The following is a 23,752-nucleotide window of genomic DNA, read 5'->3' as shown; positions in this document are numbered from 1 at the left end:
TGAACGATGAGTCCGAAACATATTTCTAAAGTCGATAGCGATCGCAAAGCTATTGCTCCCTATAATTTTGTAGAATTACCTGAAAAAGTTGTTGAAGCAGAACTACCTTTACCAGAGGGCGATCGCTATTATTCAGAACGACATACGGGTAGAATTGAATGCACGTTAACCACAGAATCTCCTCTGTATACTCGTGGTGGTTGGAGTCCAGAAGATTTTGCCGAATATGGAGAAACACCTTTTAATGATTTACCACCTGACCTCAAACAAAAAAGATCCAATTTCTTTATTAATCCTGCAACTAATCAACCCGTTATTCCTGGGAGTAGTATTCGAGGGATGTTGCGAACTTTAGTTGAAATTGTGAGTTTTGGAAAGATAGATCGAGTTTCAGGTAATGATCGATTATTTTTCCGTGCTGTTGGTTCAAATCCTGATAAAGAGTCTTGGGGCCAAGAATATAAAGAGTATGTTTCTCCTGAAATAATAAAAGCTGGCTACTTGGTAAAAAGACAAGATGATTGGTATATTCAATTAGCTAAAACTGAACAAGGTGCAACATTTGCTTGGGTTAGGGAAACGCCTCTTAACTTACAAAATTTTAAAAAATTTAATGATGATAAATATGAGCTTCAGTATATTAATGTGAGCTATCAAAATGTAGCGGTAGACAACACAGATAGAGCTAAACGATTATTTGCTCATGATGTAGATTTGCCAGATACTCATTATAAAAAGGGCGTGCTTATTACCAGTGGAAATATGAAACAAGGAGATAAAGATTCTCCACGTCGCAATCACTGTATAGTCTTCCCGGAAAATATAGAAGTAGATCCATTACCAATAGATGATACAGCAATTGAGCATTATCGTAATGCGCTGACCGATTTTCAGAAAAAATTACCTTTTGAGAAGGATTGGGGAGTATTAAAAGAAGGTCGTCCAGTGTTTTACTATCACGATGGAAAAAGCAAAACAGTCGGATTTTTTGGTCAAAGTCCTAATTTTCGGATTCCTTACTCTCCAGAAGGTAATGGTCACGCCACAACTGTATTAGACTTTATTCCTACAATAGTTAGTGATCCTTATGTAATTAATTGGAACAATGCTCCAATTCGTTATTCAGTTACGCTTTTAAATATTAATTTCTTGATTGGCATTTTATTTGTAGCTATTCCTTTAATTGATATAGCTGATGCTATCTTTGGTTGGGTCAAACAGGAATTTACAGAAAAGAAATTGCCTAAAGATTTTAATAAACAAAGAGCGAGTAGAGTTTTTGTTACCGATGCTTTATATCAAACTAATGAAAATGATATTTGGTATAGCAAAACTCCTGTAATTCCTCAGATACTATCTGAACCAAAACCAAGCTATTTTCCACACTATCTAGTTCAAAAAAATGCTGTTCCAAAAGATCTTAAGCATTATGCTAGTGAACCTCTTGAAAAAACAGTAATTCGTGGTCATAAACTATATTGGCATAAGGGAAGTAATCCTCAATTTAAGTTAAAACGCAATCTAGATAAAAGAAATAAATCTGAAGACTCTGATACTCAAACAACTCTTATTACACCTATTAACAAAGGAGTGACTTTTAAATTTGATATTCACTTTGAAAATTTGAGTGATGTTGAATTGGGTGCATTGTTGTGGGTGCTTAGTCTTAGCAGCGATAAATCGCAACAACTGGAAACGGGTAAAACAGGAGAACAATACTGTTTTTCTCTGGGAATAGGTAAACCTTTGGGGATGGGTGCAGTCAAGATTGATTATGAATTGCATTTGAGCGATCGCAAAAAACGCTACAGTCAATTATTTGAGAATGAGCAATGGTCAAATCCACCAATAAGTATCACCCAAACTAAAAAAAGTTGTGTTAAAAAGTTTGAAAACTATATTCTAGATCAAATTAGTGAAGATGACTATCCCAAAGATCATAACAGACAACAGCTTGAACATCTGAAACAAATACCACGAATTGAGATGTTATTGGCAATGTTGCGGTGTGATAAAACTCCAGATTCAGATCAAACACGGTACATGGAGATTGAATGCAATCCCAGTCAGAAAAAATGTATAGGTAAACCCAAAAAAGATAGGAAAGTAAATGAGTATGCAGACCGTCCTGTATTACCTACTCCATTAGATATCATGGACATATCAGATAATCGCAGGCTCCCTAAAGATGTTAATTCTTCTTTGGAAGATAAAACTAAAAATCAAGTTGCTCCTCCAAAGCTAAAACAAAAAAAGTCAAGCCAAGATCAGGAAAAAACAGGAGGTAATATTAATCTTGCTACTCAAAGACCAACTCAACGCCCTAACCCCTAAAACCCAAACATTAAAATACGATCGCATTCTAACCTAACCCCAAAATACCAATGATAACAACACCTCTGACCTCTCAACTCACATTCGAGGAATTTATTAGTCAACTTCCAGATGAAGAAGGATACTACGAACTTGTTAACGGTGAAATAATGAGGAAACTTCCGACTCGACGACATGAAGATCTAGCAGATTTTATCCTCCGACAATTTGATAAAGAAGTGGAACGACTTCAGTTAAACTATCGAGTTTCGGGTAGAATTGTGATTCAAACTGAAACCAAACAAGGACAAGAACAAGGTCGTCATCCTGATATTACTGTTGTCGATAAAACCCTTTGGGAAGCACAACCTACTGCTTATTCTGCACTGCTTGAACCGCCCCAATTAGTAGTATAAATTGTCTCAACGAATTGGGAAGATGACTATGTGGATAAACTGGAGGAGTATCAACGTTTGGGTATATCTGAATATTGGATGGTTGATTATTTGGCGGTTGCGAGTCGCAGCTATTTAGGAAACCCAAAACTCCCCACCGTTTTTGTCTGTGTACTCGATGAGAACAAAACCTATCAAATGAATCGCTATCAAGGGAACGATCGCATTATTTCCCCAACGTTTCCAGAATTTTCTCTCACTGTTGAAGAACTGCTAAAAAATTAGATGTTGTCTAGGTTTTTCTTTCGATTTTTATTAAATAAAGCATAACGCATCTCGGTTTTGTGGACAAACCTGACTTTCAACCGGATTATTAAAAAGATAAATCTCCGTTAAATTGGGTAAAGTGGTTAGTGGTATAATATTAGAAACATTATTTCCATTCAGATTCAACTCAGACAGTTGAGTTAAAGGCTGTAGCGGACGCAAATCAGAAATTTGATTAGAACTGAGATTGAGTTCAGTTACATTGGTTAAACTGGATAGGGGACTAATATCTGAAATTTTATTTCCCGGTAAAGACAATTCAGTTAAATTCGTCAAGGAAGATAAAGGCTTTAAGTCAGAAACTTGATTGAAACCAAGATAAAGAAGCTTCAGATTTGTCAAGGAAGAAAGCGGACTAATATCCGATATTTTATTCGTTTGAAGTACCAACTCAGTCAACCCCGACATCGAAGAAAGTGGTTTGAGATCCTCAACCTGATTTCCAGCAACATACAAAATTTTCAACTCCGGTAATGTAGTCAGAGGAGCCAAATCTGTGATATTATTCTTATGGAGAATTAGTCGATTAAGTCGAGTAAAGCTTGAAAGGGGTCTGAGATCAGAAATACCCGTTGCAGTCAGGTTCAAACTCGAAGCAAAGCCCAAAACAGCCTCAGCATCCTGACAATTTTGAGTCGCCGCTTTACGGAGTAACGCTTCTATTGTTTTTTGAGTTTCTGCGGAAAGACTCTCTTGCGCTGAACACCATTCTGCAAAACTGTTAAAAGAATCCGACTGTGCCGAAGTGGGAACCTGAACTATTCCCCAACTCAAAACAGCGCTCAAACTCCCCAGAAATAGACCTCTAAAAATTTCACCCAGATGGTTTTGCAACATTTTTGAAACACCACACTCTTGAATTTAAACTTTTAAATTTGATTGATGGTCAGTTTACCACCGTCATCTTCAACAATTACGATACCTTTGATGGCAAGCAACACATCGCTATTTTTGATCAAACACCACAGCCAATATCATCTAACATTTGCGAGTGTTTTTGAACCGATGCCAACGTGTTCGCTGCAATCATACCACTCGCTGCCACCGCAGGTAAGCCAATCCCTGGAAACGTTGAATCTCCGCAGCATAACAGCCCCGCTAACGGCGTTTGAGGGCTAGGAAACGTCCCCTGTCCAGCCGGAATAGCCGGCCCGTAAGAGCCTCTGTAACGGCGTAAAAAGCGTTCATGGGTGAGCGGCGTACCTACCAACGTGACTTCACAACGCGATCGCACGTCAGGAATAACCCGTTCTAAAGCTTTCCACATGGGTTCAGCCCGTTCTTCCTTGAGTTGGGTATATTCAGGGCTACGACGATCTAAACCCTCCCAAAGATCATAAGGCTCATTACCAGGCGTATAAACATGAATAACGTGTTTTCCAGGCGGTGCCAGAGTTGGATCTAAAACCGTTGGAATGGACATGACAATCAAATTCAGAGGCGAGGTAATTCCCTGATCCCAGTCATTCACCGTAATATAATGACAAGCGAGATCCTCCGGTAAACCCGTCGCATCAATCCCCAAATGTAGGTGCATAAAACTCTCACAGTCAGGAGTCTGCGATCGCTCTTTGATAAAGCTTTGCGGTAACGCCCCCAACGGAATTAACTTCAGCGTATCCCAAACCGAAGCCGCAGAAACCACCGCTTTAGAAGCCCGAATTTCCTCACCGCCCCGTAGACGCACACCCACCGCTCGATTATTTTCGACTAAAACTTGTTCGACATGAGCGCCCAGTTTGAGACAACCCCCGTAACGTTTCAGTCCGCGAACCATCGCCTCAACCAAAGCCGCACTGCCACCAACCGGATAATCTAACACCACCTCCGGTCTGTACCATTCCGCAAACATAAACGCCACTTCTGCCGCACTGGTGCCACTCGCAGGCAGTCCAGACAACAGAAAACAGAGCATATCTAGCCAATTGCGAGTAAAGGGATCTTTGATCACCTCATCCATAATTGGGCCAAATGCTCCCGTGAGTTTAGAAGCGTGGGGAAGACTTTGCAATAAAGGCAGGGCAAATCGACCTAATGTAAAAATTGCACCCAAATCATAGCGCATCGCTGCCATGGGTAAAGCAACCGCAGCATCCTTAAGCGGTGCCATGACTCGTTGTAGTTCTCGCCATTCTTGAACGGCTTGAGATCCGCGCAACCGCATCAACACATCACAAAATTGATCCGCCCCAACAGAGGTATCAAAGTCACCTTCGGGTAAACGACAACCCCAAACATTGTAAGTTTTCCAGGAGATATCCTCACCGATCGCATCAAGAACTTGTTTTAACGGGTTCGTCGAGGGACTATAAGACATTCCTGAATACAGCGATGGCCCGGAGTCAAAAATATAGCCATCCCGTTCAAAGCCATGGGCTGCCCCACCGGGTATGGTATGACTTTCACAAACCGTGACTGCAAAGCCATAGCGGGCAAGTATTGCCGCACAACTTAAACCCCCGATTCCACTTCCAATCACAACAACTTCTGTATTTTGAGTTTGAGGAGATGTTTGATCGCTCATATTTGATAACCTCAGATAAACCTTAAGAGTTCAGGATACAAGAGTTTAGATGGGATCGCTTAGAGCAATAGAATTGAGAGTCTGATTGTCCAAGCGATCGCTAAACGGATTAAATCTGCTGATCTTTTAGCTCAAGGTGGGGTTTGGGGAGGCTATAAGCCCCGCGCTATACCTACAGGGTTAGCGTCGGGACGGGGCGTATAAACTGCGCGGGAAACCCACGCAGACAGCCCCTCATCCATGGACATCCCAAAAACTGTTGAGGGACTCGATGTGCCGACAACAGTTAACGTAGATTTATTTCGTGCTAAAATAGCATTCATGGCACTAACAATGAATTATGCTTACCGAATTTATCCCAGTGCTGCTCAACAAGAATTAATGTTGAGTTGGTTGGAGACTTGTAGACTACTATACAACCGTTGTCTGCGAGACTTGAAAGATTGGATGAATAGTCGGAAGTGCATGATTGATAGGTGTTCTCTGGATAGAGAATACATTATGCCGACCGAGACTCCTTTCCCCGGTTACATAGAGCAAAAGCGACAGTTAACGCAATGGAAAAAGACCAACCCTTACTTAAAAGAAGTTCACTCTCAGGTCACTCAAGATGTAGTCAAAAGATTACATAACTCCTGGGAATCTTTCAGACAAAGAGGACGAGGTTTTCCACGTTATAAGAAATATGGTCGCTCTCTTACAAAGTTTGGCGGGACGGAAACCGACACCGCCAACTTTGCGCTATCAATCATTTTTGTTTCCTCAATTTACAACTTATCCAATCAAGGGAAATCAAATTAAACTCCCTAAGATTGGGTTTGTAAATATCAATTTGCATCGCGAAATTCCTGAAGGATTTAGCATCAAAGGTGTGCGAGTTGTCTCAAGATGCAGAGGAACAAAATGGTTTGTTGTGATCACAATTCAAGCTAATGTTTCGATACCAGATACACCTTCTTTTGGGAGGGCTGTCGGGATCGACTTAGGGTTGATCGATCTTGTAGCAACATCAGATGGACTAACCATTCCTAGACCCAAGTTTTTTGTAGAACTACAAAGCAAGCTTAAATTGCTGCAACGTAGAGCATCTCGAAAACAGAAACGGTCTAAAAATTGGGAGAAAGAACAAGTTAAAGTAGCACGATTACACCACAGAATTGCCAACACCCGCAAGGATTTTCACCTAAAAACAGCCCATCAACTTTGTGATCAAGCTGACTCAATATTCGTTGAAGACATTGATTTTAGAGTGATGGCAAAAGGTTTTCTGGGTAAGCATTCTCTGGATGCAGGGTTTGGACAGTTCAGAAACTTATTAAAATGGGTGTGTGGTCAACGAGGAAAGTTCTTTTCCGTTGTTGATCACAGAGGAACATCTAAGCAGTGTCCTAGCTGTGGCAGTGAATGGAATAACAACCTTTCAGTTCGTTGGCATACCTGTGATGAATGTAACTATTCAAATAACAGAGATGTTGCCTCGGCCGAGGTAATTTGTAATCGTGGAATCGAAAAGTACCTTTCGGACTATTGGGGAACGGAAACCGCCTACTGAATGCGTACTGTCGGGGGAGAAATCCTAGACAAGTGCAACGTAGGAAATCTTGATTGCGAGGTCAAGAAGCCCACACCATAAAACAAAGTTTTTGGTGTCGGGAGTATGTCACTTAAATCGAACTACTTTTTCGGTAGCATCAAGATGGGAAACATCGCCATCAAGTTCAACGATCCATTTGTTGTCGTGACGAACTAATTTTACCAAACAACAAAGAGAAGCATGAATATCTGTTTCTGCTAAAGTGGGGACTAGACCTAGCGCTGTACCTAAAACAGAAGCACCATGACCCACAAACAACAAATCCTGATTGGGATAAGCAGCAACAAGGCTTTGAGCGGTTTTGGCGGTACGATGAAGACAATCTTGCCAAGTTTCAGGATAACGAGCTTCACCAATGGGAGAAGAGAGGTCTACTTTTGGAAATTTTTGCGCTAAGATTTGGGGGGCTAGAGTTTCTGGAGAGGCAGACATCCACTCGGAATTTAACCATTCACCCAAACCCCAATTGAGTTTCAAGGATAGATCAAGCGTTTCTGCGATCACATGAGCGGTTTGTACGGTTCGCAAGAACGGAGAGGAGAAAATATGAGTAATCCCTTCTCCGACTAAGCGGTTCGCCAATTGCTGGGCTTGAACAAAACCATCATCGGACAAATGGGGATCATAGCGATGTTCTGCGGTGTTGAACCATTCGGGGTTCACAAAATCTATCCGGTTTCCGTGTCTGGCTATCCAAACAGTTTGAGTCATGGGTTGGCAGTCTGATGATCATTTCCCCTAATAAGATAATTGGTTTTTGCTTTAGGTGATCGGGTAATATAAGCAGGATTCTCTTGATAATTTGATCACAGGGAAATCCTTTGTATGCGAGGTCATTCCCCGTTTTGCTAATTTGTTCATTCTTGTATAAATTAACACGTAAGTTATGGAAATTACTGATCGCGATCGCAGTGAGATCCGTTCTGTGATTGAACGTCAAATCCAAGCTTTTCAAAGAGATGATGCTGTCAGTGCTTTTGCATTTGCCAGTTTAGAAATTCAGACACAATTTGGTACAGCAGAGCAGTTTATGCAGATGGTTAAAATCGAGTATCCTGCTGTTTATCGTCCTCGATCTATTATCTTTGAAGATGTCGCTCTTGTTCAAGGTATTCCGACTCAAACTGTGCTTTTACTTTCTCCGAATGGAACTCCTTTTAGAGCTGTTTATATGATGGAAAAATATTCTGATGGCTGTTGGCGAATTGATGGATGTTATCTCGTTTCTATTGAGAGTAAACTGATATAAATTAATTTCTTGAACTCAAAAAATACCTAAAAATTGTTTTTAATAACTCCATAAAATCAGCAAGTTTATGATGAAAATTATTAATAAAGCCTGGAAAATAATCACGAAAATTGGTTTTAGTCTTCCTATTCATCTACGTGATTTTAAACTTGGATTATCCCTGGTAATTATTTTAATTTTAAGTAGCTTTCTATTGTTCAACCCGGTTTCTGCTCAGGACAACACGGCTGAAGGATTTAAGCAAAACACAGCGCCCATCACTCTCGATGGTATACGATTATTTAAGGTGAGCAGTTCTGGAGAATTCACCGCTCAAGATCGAGCCGATATTATTAATTCTAAACTACAGGAAGCAGTTTCTTCACAAGAATCTATTGAGCTAGAAATCAGGCAAAATAATGATTTGCCTACCGTTTGGCTGAATGATCGTTACTTACTGACGATAACAGAACGAGATTCTCAAGCGGGAAATAATCAGCAAGGACAAGCGGAAGTTTGGCGAAAAAAGCTTCAAATTTCTTTAATTCAAGCCCAGAAAGAACGCAGTCTAAAATTCTTAAGAGATGCTTTTATTCGCTCTATACTCATTTTGAGTTTTGCTATTTTATGTAACTTGATTTTAGGTAAATTTTGGAATAAATCTCTACGGCATTTCTTTAAAAAAGTTATTCCTGTACAGCAAACTGAAGACCAAGAACAATCTAAATATCATCGCAGTATAGATCTGTTTGTGTCTCTGACTCTGGCTAGCGTTAGAGTCGGTATTTGGATGGCGACAATTTTATACATTGCCAATCAATTTCCATTCACTCGGCGACTGAGTTTTGAGGTGACAGGGACTTTGATTTCTACCTTAACCTCAGACATAATCAGCTTTGCCAATCAAGCCTATTCTATTCCTGATGTTTTATTTTTAATTGCTTTATTGTGGATCTTGATTGTTTCTGCAAAAGTTGTTAGTGATTTATTACGATCGCGAATTTTAAACGTCACTGGAATTAATCGAGGCGCTCAAGAAGTTATTGCCGTTATTATTCGATATAGTTTAATTTGCATTGGAAGCATTGTCTTATTACAAATATGGGGATTGGATCTAAGTTCATTGACGATTCTCGCCAGTGCTTTAGGTGTGGGGATTGGATTTGGTTTTCAAGATATTGCCAAGAATTTTGGCAGTGGAATTGTACTGTTATTTGAGCGCCCAATTCAAGTAGGAGACTATATTGAAATTGGAGAATATCAAGGAATTGTTGAACGAGTTGGCGCTCGAAGTACCGTGATTAAAACCTTAGATATGATTTCTATTATTGTTCCCAATTCCCGTTTTTTAGAAATGGAATTAATTAACTGGGATCATGATCATCCGGTTTCTGGTGTGCGTCTTCCGGTGGGAGTCGCCTATGGGTCTAATATTGAGGCTGTTAAACAGTCTTTATTAGATGTCGCCAAAGTGAATCCTGATATTTTAGCAATGCCTTCTCCTCAAGTTTTATTTAAAGGTTTTGGGGATAGTTCTCTCGATTTTGAACTGCGAGTTTGGATTTCTCAGCCGAGTCGTAATGTGATTATTTGTAGTAACTTATATTATCAAATTGAAGCGATCTTTCGACTCCGAAATATTGAAATTCCCTTTCCTCAACGAGATTTACACGTTCGCGGAAGTCTTCCGCTAGAGTTGTCTTCTGAGTTAAAAGACTTGCTGATGCGACTCTCTCAACAGCAGAATAATGGTACTAATAACCTTGATTCCCCCAAAACTGATCTCGATTCTCAAAACCATAATGGCTAAAAAGTTCAGAATTGAAAGTTCAGGGCGCAAACGACAGCGCCCCAATAATTACTGTGGATGAATCTCTCTTTCTTCTGGACTCAAGTTAACAAAATCTGTTGGAAATAATTCTAAACGACGAGAACTTTCAAACGGACAAGTTTGCTCATTCCAATCACATTGATAGAGATATTTCTGTTGCCAACTTAAGGGGATTTCCAATAAATCTCGCGCCCCCGTAATTCCTTGAGCAAAAAACAACAGTAAGGCGATACAATTTAAAGCTGTATGGGCAATGCGCCATTTTTTATTTTTATAAATCTCTGGGATAACAGCCAAAGAAATCACCATCAATAAAGCGGCTATTATCCCATAATAGTAATGAGAAATATACCATTCATACCCTCGTCTAAACACTCCCTCTTGACACCCTAAAAGTATTAATCCCATGGAAGTTAATGTTGCAAAAATACCTCGCCATAAAGGTTGATTAGGTTTGGCTTTGTAGAGGAAGACTAAAGAAGCGATAGTTGCCGCAAAAATGAGTACAATAAAAATTGCTTGTGGGGTTTTTTCAGGTGTTAAATCTTTGAAAACGCCCTTAAAATAAATCGAATAGCCAACCGCAATTAACGTAATTCCAACAACACTCCCAGTTAACCAGCGCCCGACTTCTAAATGTTCTCGTCCAACCGTCGGTGGAATTTTACTTTTTTGCTTATTTTCTTGCGTTTGGATGCGTCGTTGACGAGTTTGCCAAGCCCGACTCACCGCCATCCCGATAACGGGGAAAACAACGCCAACAGCAAGGGCTGGATGGAGTAATGCCAGAATATCAACTGAGTTCATTGAGATCTCCTCAACATGATGTCTACTGAATAGTTTAAAGAAAATCAGTCAAGATAAAATTATTTTTTGCTGAGAAACTGAAAAAGTAAAACGGGAATTGAGTAAATTTTGTTTCCATGCGATCGCAGTCGTTCTAAAATAGGAATATCTCAATTTTCAATAAAAGTGATGGATTACGTTTCTAAATGAACCTGATTTCAACTCCTAATCAAAACCCAACCTCACCCTTGAGTCACGAACATTATCGCCAATTAGAAGCAATTGTCGGTGAATCCGGAATTGATGACTGTAGTGAAATTGATCCGGTTGAGCAAAACCGTATTTTTCGCAGTATTGCACCCGAAACAACCGTTAATTCTATCATTTATCCGAACACTCAAACTGAACTTGCGGATGTTATTGCTTACGCAAAACAGCATCAACTCGGTATTCTACCCTGTGGAAAGGGTAGTAAATTGCATTGGGGAGGATTAGTCAAAAATGTTAACTTAGTCGTCAGTACAAAACGTTTAAATCAACTGATTGAACACGCAGTTGGTGACTTAACTATTACCGTAGAAGCGGGGATGCCTGTTTGTCAACTCCAACAAACTTTAGCAGCAACCGGACAATTTCTTGCCCTTGATCCGGCTTATTCCGAAACCGCAACCATTGGCGGAATAATTGCAACTGCGGATACAGGTTCACTCCGACAACGTTATCGAGGAGTCCGTGATCAAATTTTGGGGATTTCTTTTGTTCGTTCTGATGGTAAAATCGCTAAAGCCGGGGGTCGTGTTGTTAAAAATGTCGCCGGATATGATTTGATGAAGCTATTAACTGGATCTTACGGAACATTGGGAATTATTTCTCAAGTCACGTTGCGAGTTTATCCTGTTTCTCAGGCTTCTCAAACTGTACTTTTAACGGGAAAAAGTGAAGCAATTGCGAGGGTAACTCAAACGTTATTATCCTCTGCTTTAACTCCTGTTGCAGTAGATTTAATCTCACCTAAACTGTTAGAAAAACTGAATAAAGGAAGCGAAATGGGGTTAATGGTTCGCTTTCAAAGTTTACCTGAAAGTGTCGATCAACAAGCAACTCGGTTGTTAGAACTCGGTGAAAAATTGGGCTTAGTCGGCGATCGCTATAGTGAAGATGAGCATCACTTATGGCAACAATTAAAACAACTCATTTGGCAATCAAACGAAACCCCTCAAATCATTTGTAAAATTGGAGTCACCCCCACTGAAGCCGTTGCAACCTTGAGTCAATGTCAAACGTCCGGTTTAATTCATGCAGGAGTGGGTTTAGGTGTGTTACGGTGGGAAACAGTTGCACCCGAAATTGTCCCCAAAAAGATATTAGAACTGCGAAACTGGTGTAATACGAAAGGCGGTTTTCTCTCGATTTTAGACGCACCCTCTGAAGTCAAACAACAGTTAGAGGTTTGGGGATACAACGGAAATGCACTTGATTTAATGCGTCGAATTAAACAGCAGTTTGACCCCGAAAATCTATTGAGTCCTCATCGCTTTGTTGGGGAGATTTAAACCCTCTTAGGTTCTGCTGAAAATTGATTTCAACCTGTTGTTAAAATAAGTTCCAAAAATCTTTTAATTCACCATGCAAACTTCCGAACAGCCTTTAGAAAAAACGACAGCCAAAATTCTGGCTAAAGACAGCAACTTTCTCAGCCAAAATCCCCATCTCAACTCAACCGAAGAATTACCGGGTTTTGACTCCAAAAATCCACCCGATCCCAACTTAATTAATACCTGTGTTCACTGTGGATTTTGTTTAGCAACTTGTCCGAGTTATCGTGTCATTGGAAAAGAAATGGATTCTCCCCGAGGGCGAATTTATCTAATGGATGCGATCAACAATTCCGAAGCCCCTTTATCTGAAACAAGCGCCCAACATTTTGATACTTGTTTAGGATGTTTGGCTTGTGTTTCTACTTGTCCGTCTGGGGTTCAATATGATCAACTAATATCAGCCACGCGCCCCCAAGTTGAACGGAATATTTCCCGAAATTTAGGAGATCGCTTAATTCGTTTTCTAATCTTTAATCTGTTTCCCTATCCAAACCGTTTACGTCTATTTTTAGTTCCCCTTTTTGTCTATCAAAAACTTGGGGTTCAAACGTTAGTCCGTTCAACAGGTTTACTTCCGAAAATTTTCCCGCGTTTAGGGGCGATGGAATCGATTTTACCCCAAATTACAGTTGAATCTTTTCAGGATAATTTACCGACCATTATTCCCGCAAAAGGTGAAAAACGGTATCGAGTGGGGATGATTTTAGGCTGTGTACAACGGTTATTTTTCTCTAGCGTTAATGAAGCGACTGTGCGAGTTTTAACCGCCAATGGTTGTGAAGTCATTATCCCAAAAAGTCAAGGCTGTTGTGCGGCGTTACCCGAACACCAAGGACAAACAAACCAAGCCCACACGCTGGCGAAACAAATGATCGATAGTTTTGAAGAAACAGGCGTTGATGCTATTATTATTAATGCCGCAGGTTGTGGTCATACCTTAAAAGAATATGGTCATATATTGCAAGATGATCCTGAATATGCGGAAAAAGCTCAAGCCTTTTCAGCCAAAGTCAAAGATGTGCAGGAATTTTTAGCCGAAGTGGGTTTAACTGTTCCATTATCTCCGTTAACCGATGGAGAATTAACCCTGGTTTATCAAGATGCTTGTCACCTCTTACACGGACAAAAAATTAGCCAGCAACCCCGTCAACTGTTGCAACAAATTCCGGGGGTAAAATTGCGGGAACCCGTTGATGCGGCGTTGTGTTGTGGAAGTGCAGGCGTTTATAATCTATTGCAACCGGAAGTCGCCGATGAACTCGGACAACAAAAAGCCGAGAATTTACTCAATACCGGGGCGAAGTTAATTGCTTCAGCAAATCCCGGTTGTTCTCTGCAAATTCTCAAGCATTTAAAATTAAAAGGGGAATCTATCGCGTTAAAGCATCCGATGGAATTGTTAGATTGTTCAATTCGCGGTGAAAAAATTAACGCTTAATAAAAGGAGAGACGTGCTACGGTGCGTCTCCTATCTTGAATTAGGATTTACGTTTGAGGGCGACAGAACCTAAAGCACTAATAGCCATTAAACCTAAAACCGTTGTGGGTTCGGGAACTGTTGCAACTGTAATACTTTTGAGGGAATAATCACTTCCTAAGTTCGCTGTGAAACTAAAGGTTTTAGCCGTTGTTTGCAGCAAGTCAAAGCCAGTGAAGTCAAACATATTGTTGTCGGGGATATCCTCACCGTTTACGAGAGAATTCTCGCCAACAAACAGATTAAACGCATCGTTTCCATCCACGTAACCGAAAGTAGCCGAAACAAGACTCACTTTCTGACCAAAGTTTAAAAATAGAGTCTCAAGACCTCCAGCCGCATCAATTTCTCGTCTCCACCCTTTACCATCAAAAACCCCTAATCCTTCGACAGTGGTTCGTACCTGACCTGTACCATCTTCTGCATCCGCAGTCACATTCAGAGTGACATCATCAACGGTAAAGTCGAAAGAAGGTGCAGTCTCAAATGTAATAACTTTTCTTGAGAAATCAAACTTCTTCAGACTCGCAGCTTCAGCAGGGCTAACACTCAAGATACCCCCAGCAACAAAACCACCAAGGGCTGCAACAGCGAAACGTGTCACAACGCAAGCATTCATTTCTTAATCCTTATATATAGATCAACAGTGAAAGGGAGACTTTACCGAGTGTGTTGTCTATAGACCTGTAGCTTTTTCCGAGTTGTCCCTGGAACTAGCGTATCGTTTAGACTTGACGATCTTCGTAGACCTACTCACTAGCTTGTCCCATCTCACCTCGGTTCGTCCATAGATTTACAGAGTCTTTACTTCAGGGTTCACAAATGGGGGGTCAATTCTACCGAGTTCTTACGGAAACAGACTTCTAAATGGATACATCCTCAAAAAAATAGTTATTTTGCTCTACACTTAAAAAAATTTTTTAGGTATTTTCGCTCGAAAAAATGGGTTTTTTGAATCAAACTGAAGGGGCTAAAAATTCTCTAAAAAAATAAAAAACGATGTCTAAATCTATGAATCAAAAGCATTTCAATGTTTCTAGCATTTTGCAGATTTTATCCTATCAGATAATCATATTTAACGAATTCAATCTGTATTTAAAATCACGAAAAAAAATAAGTATCCTACACTACTTGAAAGAAGTCAATTGAATTATAAAATAAACGTAAACGTAGGCAAAACCGATTGTTAGAGTTTCTAACCTAACCCTTTTCCCAAACGATTTACCCTGTCAACTCATAGGAGAGGAATTTCATGTCTTTAGACAGCATTACGACCCAGTCTCCTCATCATGTTGTCATTATCGGCGGAGGCTTTGGCGGACTACACGCCGCTCGTGAACTAGGACGGGCTTCGTCAGTCAAAGTCACCCTAATTGACAAACGAAACTATCACCTATTCCAACCCTTGTTGTATCAAGTGGCGACCGGAAACCTATCCCCTGGTGATATCGCCTCTCCCATTCGGGGTGTCATCGGTCAAAACAAAAATACTCAAGTATTAATGGGAGAAGTCGTCGATCTCGATCCAGCAGACAATAAGCTGTATCTCAAAGACGGTGAACTTAGCTACGATACCCTAGTTGTCGCCACGGGAGTGACACACCACTACTTTGGAAATGACAATTGGGCACCGGTTGCCCCTGGACTGAAAACGATTGAAGAAGCTTTAGAAATTCGCCGGAGAATTTTCTCCGCGTTTGAAAAAGCCGAAAAAGAACCCGATCTCGAAAAGCGCAAAGCGTTATTAACCTTTATCGTTATCGGTGCTGGCCCGACTGGAGTAGAACTAGCCGGAGCGTTAGCAGAAATGGCGCATCAAGGCTTAAAAGATTGCTTCCACAATATTGATCCCTCAGAAGCCACTGTGCTTCTGTTGCAAGGGGCTGATCGCATCCTCCCCACCTTCCCCGAAGATCTCTCCGCTAAAGCCAAAGAAGAACTAGAAGGTTTAGGCGTAACCGTGCGAGCCAGCACTCGGGCGATGGATATCGATGCCAACGGTGTAACAGTCAAGTCGAAGATAGATGATCACATCGAATATATTGGTGCAACAACTATTCTCTGGGCTGCTGGCGTGAAAGCCTCCCCGATGGCGGAAGTGCTTGCTAACCGTACATCTGTTGCCTTAGATCGTTCAGGACGAGTCATGGTTGAACCCAACCTAACCGTTGCTGACCATCCGAATATCTTTGTAATTGGCGATGTAGCAAACTTCTCCCATCAAGGGGATGAATCTTTACCGGGATTGGCTCCTGTCGCCCAACAGGAAGGCGTTTATGTTGCTAAACTTGTTCAGCAGCGCCTACAAGCTCGCACACTTCCAGCTTTCAACTACGCTGATAGTGGCACCTTAGCCATGATTGGGCGAAATCAAGCTGTTGCCAACTTAAAATTCGGTAAATTCTCCGGTTTTACCGCATGGGTTATGTGGGTGTTTGTCCACATTCTGTTCCTGATTGAATTTGATAACCAACTGTTGGTGATGATTCAGTGGGGATGGAGTTACTTCACCCGTCAAGGGGGAGCGCGACTGATTACCAACCGCACATCTCCAGAAGAAAGTTCGATTGAACATGAATCGGCTGTCAAAGTCTAAAACTGAACAGACACCTTAACTCGGTTTCTCAACGGAATTCTCACATTTCGGCTCTCAAACTGGAGAAATCGAGTTTTATCGCCACGACGAACAACCGACAAATAGACGTGCTGTGTACAGATGTATCATGGCACGTCTTTACCTGTTTTGTTGTTGTTTTTTACTGCTGCTAAATTTTGGACTCAATTTTAACGTTGACCGGGTGAGTTTTCTCCCTCACGGTATAATCAGTCAGTACAGTTCTCTGAATTCATAAGGTCTGTAACCCATCTATCAAGGGTTTTCTAGTCAAGCAGGTTCTAGGAAGTGGTGAACCTTTTTGGTGAACCTTAGCTTTTTAATAACTGTTCTAACTCCTGTACCCGTTCTTTGAGGAATTGGTTCTCAAGTCGCAATCTGGCTAGCTCGTTTAACTCCTGTTTGTAGTTGAGAAGCTTTCTATAAATCTTGTCGCTGGTAGAAGCGTCCATGTACTTCTGATAGCTCTTGACGTGTTCCTCTACTGAGTGACCCATCCAACGGGCAGCATCATCAATCGGGATACCTAGTTCATGCGCTCTAACTGCGTAGCGATGCCTGAGACTGTAAGCTTCATTCTTGAATCCATACTTGATGAGCGTTCGGCCTAACTTGTCTACCTTGCTTTCATACTTTGTGGCATTACTGGGGAAACGCTTTGGATTCAACAGGTCAAACCGTTCAATCCATTCTGGATGTAGCGGATAGACCAAACGCTCTCCGGTCTTGTTATCCTCATCTACTTTGAATTTGTGAAACTCATTGTCGGGATTGGTAAAGAATTCAAGGTGATTCTCAACACCGATGAAGATTTCTTGAGTTCTCAGTCCATAGGTGGCGATCATCCCAAACGTCCAAGCAATATCTTCTGGCAGTAGTGCAAAAGTTAGCTCTATTTCTCTGTCTGTTGGTAGGATTCTAGGTCTTGAAATTGGTTTGCATGAGTAGGGCTGAATCTCAATCCCCTCTTGTTTAGCTAGTTTTTTGATCAGACTGATTAAGGTTGACCTGGCGTAAGTGTCGGGGTCTGTTGAGCGTATCCACTTCTCAATATTTGAGTCTGTGAAGCGGTCAGAGTCGGGAATCTTCTTAAAGTAAGCTTGGCATGATGTTCTAAAGGTGTTCAGCTTCTTGCGAGTCTGAGGCCGATCACGCCAGTAGTTCTCCTCAAAGTCGGCTTTAATCTCACCCATTGTTCGGGACTTGAGTTGTTTGACCTTAACCCCGTACATTTCCCAGTTGAAACTTCCTGACTTTAAATGTGCTGTAATTTCTATCGCTTTAGTCTCTGCCGTTCTCACCCCTTCTAGGGTTTTGTTAGCTATAGAAATTTCCTGACGCTTTGTTTGTTGTGGTGTCTTATCTCCGGGTTTGCATGGTAACGTTCCTCTGAGATACAGTCGGTTTTTTCTGGGTTGAATTATCAGCTTACTGCCAAGTTCTTTAAGTCTCTGATTTGACTGCAAAATAGCACTGTTAATCTGGCTGTCAACCTTCTCTAGAGACTGACAGGCTTTCTTATTCGGTTTGCGTTTCATGGCTAGTTAGTGAAGTCCTAAGTCTCGCTTGGTTCTCTCAAAACGCTCAATCTGTCGTTGCAGTTCGTCACAGATTTGAGTAGCTTCCTCATCAGTTAATTCACTGACTTTTGACTTTTCAAACCTCTCTAGGAAAGGGGTTAGATTATTCTCTTTTATGTCGGCCTGTTCCTTTTGCTGTTTGGCTAACCGCTTAACCCGTTGGTGAGGGGTTTCTGTTTGGAGTTTACTAAAGTCCAGTTCAGTCTGTTCACCTTCTGGATGGTCTGGGAGAGGTTGGATGTCTCCAGTGAGTGACTTAAGTATTTCAATACTGTCCGGTGTGACGTTCAATGACCCATTCTTGTGAGTGACTTTCCAGGGTAAGTCGTCGTGATAAGACCTGCTAAGGGTGGCTGTTCCTGTGTAGTCGGGATGGTAACCCAGACAATCGGATGTCTATCCCTGTTTTGCTTAAGCCATTTTTTCTTCTGGGATAGGGTGTATTTTGCAGTTGGAGGTTTCTCGGATTTTTTAGGCTCTGTTGTGTTGCCAGAATTAACAGCAGGAATAATATCAGGAGAATGATCACTTAAGTCTACACACTCTACACGGCCTTGCGTAGAGGGAGTTTCAGTCTTCACCTCAGTCTTCACAGACTTATCACCTGAAGTCTTCACACCCTCAACTAAGGATTGTTCATGGGTCAAAATGTCATCATCTTGTCCTTCAGCTCTCAACCGGATTCCTGAGATTTGAGTCGCGCTTCGGGTTCTGAATCTTTGCACTTCCCATGACAGACCTGACTGACAAAGTTCTATTAACTCTGGAGAGAATCGGGTCACAGATTTAGGATTCATGCCCGAACGCTTGCAAAAGTCTGCATAGGAACCGAACAGCGTTTGAGGTGTGCCGTTGTCAGCTTCATTCTTGTTACCGCCCATTTGAGTCTGAGCTTCTGGGTCACAGATTATGCAGTCGTTGAGCCAAGCGGCTATAGAGTCCTCTCTTAACCGAGATTGCCAGAATTGAAGCTTGCATTCTGGGATGTCGCTAACGCCTCTTAACGTCTGGGTGACAAATTCATCTGACAAGCTCAGAAGATAGTTTGTGAATGCTGGTAACTCCGATTGAAATTCGGCTCTGAGGTCGCGTCTGTCTTTGTCGGCAACCTTTAGGTTCATAGGTAAGGGAATGACCCGCCGCTTCCAACCATTGCCTCTGATTCCCTGTGCGATCGGATGTTCACTCACCAGCATTGCTATTCCGGTGAACCTGAACTGAAAAGCGGGTTTCCCTTTCTGTTCTCCGGTGAGATTGTTACCGCCTACCAGCTTCATAATGTTGCTGATATTTTTGGGTAGTTCTTGCTCATCTGAGAACAAGACAAACCGCTTTTGATAAGCTCTAATCGGTGTGAATCGGTTGGTACAAAACTGTTCAACCCCCTCATCAAGAACGTTGTTTTCACCAATCAGGTCTGTGATTAAGTTGCTGTAAGTTGTCTTTCCACTTCCGCCTAAACCCATCAAGTGCATCATTTTCTGTATGCCTGACTTTCCGGTGAGAACGGCGTTGGCAAAGCAGATTAACAGGTTTCTGATCATCGGATTTCCCTGTGAAACCTCATCTAACCAATCATTGATTTTGCTCCAATCCTTAGCTTCTGGGTCATATTCACGGGGTAGCGTCCAAGTCAAATAGTTCAGTGGTGAGTGTTCAACAAACTTGCTTGAGGCAATCTCTAACACTCCGTTATGATGGGGTAAAACCTCATTGGGACTGCGTTCTAACCACTTGCGCTTAAGTATTCTAGGGTCAACTTCTAAGCATTCAATGACTTGCTTGACATAAGTTTGGGTCTTGAACTTAATTCCTTTTCCCTCAACAACTTGAGAGATAATTGACCGGATAAAGCGATCTGATTCAGGACTCCAAACGCCTTTGTCTTCGGCTTCATACCTCATCCAAGTATTCGTCTCATCATTGAAGGCTAATTTGTTTTCATATTCCTCTGCAATCTCGTTAGCAATGTTTTTTTGAGTCGGGGTTTTACTGTCCTTAGAAAGCTGCCGTTCTAGGCTTGTTAGGTGCTTCTCTTTCCACTGTTCAATCGTCTCAGCTTTACTTAAGACCTCATCCCTGAATTTATCAAATCCGTTCATTTGGATGTAATCATCAATCCCTTTCCCCTCAGCTTCATTCCACAATCCGGTGATGCTGTAGACGGGAACGCCAAATAGGGTGAGTTGATGAGCGAGTTTGCTTTCAGCTTGAATTACGCCTTTTTTTCTGGCACAATCAGCATCAAAGGCAATGATAAACCCAAAGCCTGCCCTAGCCAAGTGTTCTAAAACATCAACTAGGTATCGCTTCCCTTGTGGGTCACGACTGGCTGAGGTTAGCCCTTGCTCAACTCCCAGAATGGCAACAGTCGGGATGCCATGAGATGTTAAGGCAATCGCTTTAAAGTGGCCTTCTGTGACCACTAAACAGGGATGACCGTCAATCTGGAAGCATTCGCCCTTGAGTGCTTCTAGGTCATCCCAGAAGCGGGGATTTTCAGGGTGACGGGGTAACATCGCATCGTACCCATCCTCATCCTTACAACTCCGGTATTTAGGCTTTTTACCATCTTTAGACGGCCATGGCGTATCGGGTTTGAACTGTTCTTGATAGCCGTGACCACTGAGTAGAATTCCGTCTGAGAATGCTTTGTATCCCAGATGCTCTGTAGCGGTTTGGGTGTCAATGCTTTTGCAGTTGACGGCTACCCAGTCCGGGTTTAACCCTCGTTTCTGAACTAACTCCCGGTAGTGTTTGGGGTTCAGTTCAGCTAATTGATTGACCTCAGAGCGCATTGCAAAGGAGGCAACCATTAAGCATCACCTCCTTTTTCTATGCGTTGTAGGTTTACAGATTGTTTGGTAGACAGCTTAAATTCCTTGCCGTCTCTGTTGCAGATTTTCCACTGACGGTCTAAGTCGCGGATGAAGATTCTATCCCAACCCTTGAGGGGTGCCTTCAGTAGTTGGTCTAGTCTCTGTCTGTATTGACAGAGGTTTTTGGAGAAGTCTTTACTTTGAAGTGTTTTTATTTTATGATTCATTTGCGTAAAGCATTAGACCCATCGCTCTCCAATCCCAAGTACAGAGCGGTGGGTTTTGCTTTACAAACAACAGGTATTGCATGGGATGAGAGCCTTTAAAGTTTCTAGCTCCTCTTCAACTAGAGATGAACTAAATCTCCCCGCCTCCGGCCGTCTGTAGGGTAATTACCTTACATAAGGAGCTTATCCGCCCTTACAGACCCAACGAGTTAATTGCCCTCACGGACAAAAGCAGCTTCATTACCTGTTGGAAGTTCTGTACTTTTTTTACTGGATTTGAGCGGCGATGTCAATCTAACAGTGAAGGTTTATCTACTTTTGCGTACAGTCTGAAAGTGAAAAGTCACTTGCTTTGTAGTACCGCTTTGGAAGTGTTTGCAATTTTGTACGATTTTTACCAGATAGGTGTAACCCTTCTAGCGAGGGAGTTGACTTTTCTCGGGGATACTACAAGTTTGTGGAGTTTTTACCAGAAAGGTTCAGGTTTCTAGCGAGACTCTTGCTCTATTTTTGGGATTAGCCAGAGCTTCTGAAAATACTACAGCTCGTTAGGGTGTTGCAATTTTGTAGAATTTTTAGCCCAAAGACTATAACCTTTGGCGCGGAAAAACTCACAATTTTAGCGGGGTTCCGATCCGTCCAGAAGTGATCGCACAACTGGGGATTCAAGCGAACTGATATCACCCAACAACTCAACCTCAAGGTAGACCCGTTGATATTGGCTGTTACCCCGGTTGCTGTAGCTACCAGATACCTCTAGCAGATTGATGACGTTAGCGGTGGCTAGAAGGTCAAAGAAGGCTTTCCAGTTGTTAATCTCTTGTGCAGTTGCAGTGAGTCGGATTTTGACGGTCATAGAGCCTCTTAGATGCGGGTAGATTGTTCGGGATGGGGTTGAGCTTGAGTAGTTCGTTGTGACTCTGAGCGTCAGCCCAGATGTCGTTATCAAACTTGAGCCAGTATTGAATATCTAGGTTGCTGTACCAGTCAGTTGAGATTATGTAGGACTCAATCTCGGCCCGTTGAATGTCGCCTAAGCATTCAAACAACACCTCTTGACCGATAGAAAAGACTGGATAGCCTAGAGCGTCTGCAATGTTGTTTTCTATCCAGTCTATGAATTGTTGTTGGTTAGAACATTTCATCAGCAGGAACGGGTTCTGATTGATTGTTTTTCAAGCGTTCGTAAGAGTCAATAACCTTCTCTACTTCGGAGAGGTTTGGGTCTTGTTTAAATGCCTGAAACTTCTCTAAAAGTTTGGTAACTCGGTTGATTTCATCTTCCGTTTGACCCAGTTCATAGAGCAAGCTATCAAGCTCTTTCTTCTTTCGCTTATATTCCCGTTGAACATCTTTAATTTCTTTAACTAACTCTTGAGTATGTTCATCAGTGGCTAGCTTTTTCATAATGGAAGCATCACCGCCCATTAGTTGAACAACTTCTTGTTTGAGTTTGGCGAGGGATTGTTTGTAATCTTCCCCGTCCTCCAGTTCAACTCTTAAAGACATTTTGGCTGATTCGTAGTTGCCTAAGCTGGTTGTTAGTCCAAATTCAATCTCTTTAACTTTCATTGTTCAACCTCTCTAATGATCTCTCAAATCCTGAATTGACCAACTATGTGAAATGTAATAATAAAAGCCTTTTTTGAAATTAGCTAAATCCGTTTCATCATACTTTGGATTGTGAAGACAACGCCAACACATAAAGGCATGGTTAAAGTGCTTTTGCCCACAGATTAAGTTGTCAAGAATGATGTTTGAATGAAAGTCGAATTTTAGTAGTCTCATGGTTTGTCCTTCATTTCCTCTAACAGAGTTAACAATCTCATAACTGTGACTGTTTTCTGTCCGTCAAGTTGGCGATTTAGGTTATCAGATACGCGGTCAATCGTTCGCTGGCTTTCCCAGTATTCGGCGTAGTCAACTTGGCTCATGGCTCCCACGAAAATTCCTCCAGTAAAACCTATAATCACCTTGATTTCCGCAGGTATCCAAGATGTCTCAAGTACAAAGAATGCCATCCCACCAATCATCACACTACCGACTATGTTTTTTGCTCTAGGTCTATTCATTGCGCTTAGATATTCTAAACTCATTGACTGGATTAAAGAGGGGTCGTTTGACCCCTTGCAATTGTGTTCTAGTTGTTGTCGTGTTCGTCTAGCTTGGGTTCAATCACTTCTGAGAGAACGGGTGTATGCTGTAAAGGTTCAGGTTCAACAGTTGGCTCAGGTTGACGGTTGCCTTTGTTGAAGAACTGCTCAATTTGGGTCAACAGGTCATATTGAATTTCCTCTGTCTGACTGGTTTCCTGTGCCGTGATAAAATCGGTCAAGATGTTTATTTCCGAATCTACCCGTTGCCGTTCACTGATAGCAATGGGTTTGTTTTTGTGGTTAGTATCATAGGCTAGGACTGCACAACCGAGGGCGGTTGATG

The 23,752-nt window shown here is 41.7% G+C and carries 20 protein-coding genes and 1 pseudogene; 9 read left to right on the top strand and 12 right to left on the bottom strand.

Features of this window, described 5'->3' with window-relative positions:
• The first annotated feature begins 6 nt into the window (after positions 1-6).
• On the top strand, positions 7-2,334 hold the full coding sequence (locus L8106_RS11305) for a TIGR03986 family CRISPR-associated RAMP protein (RefSeq protein ID WP_009784427.1): 2,328 nt from the start codon (positions 7-9) through the stop codon (positions 2,332-2,334).
• Positions 2,335-2,384: 50 nt separating this feature from the next.
• Positions 2,385-2,993 (top strand): annotated as a pseudogene (locus tag L8106_RS11300) (Uma2 family endonuclease).
• Positions 2,994-3,023: 30 nt separating this feature from the next.
• Here L8106_RS11300 and L8106_RS11295 read toward each other — a convergent pair.
• Positions 3,024-3,872: a leucine-rich repeat domain-containing protein gene (locus L8106_RS11295; protein WP_009784424.1), complete on the bottom strand. Its 849-nt coding sequence runs from the start codon at positions 3,870-3,872 to the stop codon at positions 3,024-3,026.
• 118 nt (positions 3,873-3,990) lie between these two features.
• The gene (locus L8106_RS11290; RefSeq protein ID WP_009784423.1) at positions 3,991-5,559 is read right to left on the bottom strand and encodes an NAD(P)/FAD-dependent oxidoreductase; all 1,569 of its coding nucleotides are present in this window, start codon (positions 5,557-5,559) and stop codon (positions 3,991-3,993) included.
• A gap of 240 nt (positions 5,560-5,799) precedes the next feature.
• On the opposite strand from L8106_RS11290, the gene L8106_RS32945 reads away from it, so the two are divergent.
• The gene (locus L8106_RS32945) at positions 5,800-6,360 is read left to right on the top strand and encodes a helix-turn-helix domain-containing protein (protein ID WP_198012930.1); all 561 of its coding nucleotides are present in this window, start codon (positions 5,800-5,802) and stop codon (positions 6,358-6,360) included.
• Positions 6,245-7,111 (top strand): RNA-guided endonuclease TnpB family protein, encoded by an 867-nt coding sequence (locus L8106_RS11285; protein ID WP_009784422.1) that lies wholly within the window; start codon positions 6,245-6,247, stop codon positions 7,109-7,111. Before L8106_RS32945 ends, L8106_RS11285 begins: the two co-directional genes overlap by 116 nt.
• A gap of 108 nt (positions 7,112-7,219) precedes the next feature.
• Here L8106_RS11285 and L8106_RS11280 read toward each other — a convergent pair whose 3' ends face one another.
• Positions 7,220-7,864 carry a histidine phosphatase family protein gene (locus L8106_RS11280; protein WP_009784421.1) on the bottom strand — a complete coding sequence of 215 codons (645 nt, stop codon included), beginning with the start codon at positions 7,862-7,864 and terminating at the stop codon, positions 7,220-7,222.
• Positions 7,865-8,039: 175 nt separating this feature from the next.
• Here L8106_RS11280 and L8106_RS11275 point away from each other — a divergent pair, with 175 nt between their 5' ends.
• Positions 8,040-8,402 carry a DUF4864 domain-containing protein gene (locus L8106_RS11275; RefSeq protein ID WP_009784420.1) on the top strand — a complete coding sequence of 121 codons (363 nt, stop codon included), beginning with the start codon at positions 8,040-8,042 and terminating at the stop codon, positions 8,400-8,402.
• Positions 8,403-8,469: 67 nt separating this feature from the next.
• Positions 8,470-10,191, top strand: a complete 1,722-nt coding sequence (locus tag L8106_RS11270) for a mechanosensitive ion channel family protein (protein WP_009784419.1) — start codon at positions 8,470-8,472, stop codon at positions 10,189-10,191.
• Positions 10,192-10,239: 48 nt separating this feature from the next.
• On the opposite strand, the gene L8106_RS11265 is transcribed toward L8106_RS11270, so the two are convergent.
• On the bottom strand, positions 10,240-11,019 hold the full coding sequence (locus tag L8106_RS11265; protein WP_009784418.1) for a DUF4079 domain-containing protein: 780 nt from the start codon (positions 11,017-11,019) through the stop codon (positions 10,240-10,242).
• A 185-nt stretch (positions 11,020-11,204) separates the two neighbouring features.
• Between L8106_RS11265 and L8106_RS11260 the strand changes: the two genes are divergently transcribed.
• Together L8106_RS11260 and L8106_RS11255 are read left to right on the top strand one after the other, a co-directional pair.
• Positions 11,205-12,551 carry an FAD-binding oxidoreductase gene (locus L8106_RS11260; RefSeq protein ID WP_009784417.1) on the top strand — a complete coding sequence of 449 codons (1,347 nt, stop codon included), beginning with the start codon at positions 11,205-11,207 and terminating at the stop codon, positions 12,549-12,551.
• A gap of 73 nt (positions 12,552-12,624) precedes the next feature.
• Positions 12,625-14,034 (top strand): (Fe-S)-binding protein, encoded by a 1,410-nt coding sequence (locus L8106_RS11255; RefSeq protein WP_009784416.1) that lies wholly within the window; start codon positions 12,625-12,627, stop codon positions 14,032-14,034.
• A gap of 40 nt (positions 14,035-14,074) precedes the next feature.
• On the opposite strand, the gene L8106_RS29550 is transcribed toward L8106_RS11255, so the two are convergent.
• On the bottom strand, positions 14,075-14,692 hold the full coding sequence (locus L8106_RS29550) for a PEP-CTERM sorting domain-containing protein (protein WP_009784415.1): 618 nt from the start codon (positions 14,690-14,692) through the stop codon (positions 14,075-14,077).
• Between the two features lie 633 nt (positions 14,693-15,325).
• Here L8106_RS29550 and L8106_RS11245 point away from each other — a divergent pair.
• Positions 15,326-16,669, top strand: coding sequence for an NAD(P)/FAD-dependent oxidoreductase (locus L8106_RS11245; protein WP_009784414.1), 1,344 nt, complete (start codon positions 15,326-15,328; stop codon positions 16,667-16,669).
• 329 nt (positions 16,670-16,998) lie between these two features.
• On the opposite strand, the gene L8106_RS11240 is transcribed toward L8106_RS11245, so the two are convergent.
• The 7 genes from L8106_RS11240 to L8106_RS32940 form a co-directional block, all read right to left on the bottom strand.
• Complete coding sequence (locus L8106_RS11240) at positions 16,999-18,225, bottom strand: hypothetical protein (protein WP_009784413.1); 1,227 nt, start codon at positions 18,223-18,225, stop codon at positions 16,999-17,001.
• A 6-nt stretch (positions 18,226-18,231) separates the two neighbouring features.
• Entirely contained in the window at positions 18,232-18,558 is a 327-nt protein-coding gene (locus L8106_RS11235) for a hypothetical protein (protein ID WP_009784412.1), read from the bottom strand.
• Entirely contained in the window at positions 18,555-21,083 is a 2,529-nt protein-coding gene (locus tag L8106_RS11230) for a phage/plasmid primase, P4 family (RefSeq protein ID WP_009784411.1), read from the bottom strand. Before L8106_RS11230 ends, L8106_RS11235 begins: the two co-directional genes overlap by 4 nt.
• A 1,042-nt stretch (positions 21,084-22,125) precedes the next feature.
• Positions 22,126-22,458 (bottom strand): hypothetical protein, encoded by a 333-nt coding sequence (locus L8106_RS11220; RefSeq protein ID WP_009784409.1) that lies wholly within the window; start codon positions 22,456-22,458, stop codon positions 22,126-22,128.
• Positions 22,445-22,885: a hypothetical protein gene (locus tag L8106_RS11215; protein ID WP_009784408.1), complete on the bottom strand. Its 441-nt coding sequence runs from the start codon at positions 22,883-22,885 to the stop codon at positions 22,445-22,447. Before L8106_RS11215 ends, L8106_RS11220 begins: the two co-directional genes overlap by 14 nt.
• A gap of 212 nt (positions 22,886-23,097) precedes the next feature.
• Positions 23,098-23,385 (bottom strand): hypothetical protein, encoded by a 288-nt coding sequence (locus tag L8106_RS11210; RefSeq protein WP_232228465.1) that lies wholly within the window; start codon positions 23,383-23,385, stop codon positions 23,098-23,100.
• A 68-nt stretch (positions 23,386-23,453) separates the two neighbouring features.
• Positions 23,454-23,752: hypothetical protein (locus L8106_RS32940; protein WP_009784406.1), on the bottom strand; the 299-nt coding region annotated here is incomplete at its 5' end.

The sequence above is a fragment of the Lyngbya sp. PCC 8106 genome (genome assembly GCF_000169095.1).
In the GTDB taxonomy this organism is placed as follows: Bacteria; Cyanobacteriota; Cyanobacteriia; order Cyanobacteriales; family Microcoleaceae; genus Capilliphycus.
The sequence above is the reverse complement of the archived record's forward strand: the minus strand, read 5'-3'. Positions and strand labels throughout refer to the sequence as shown.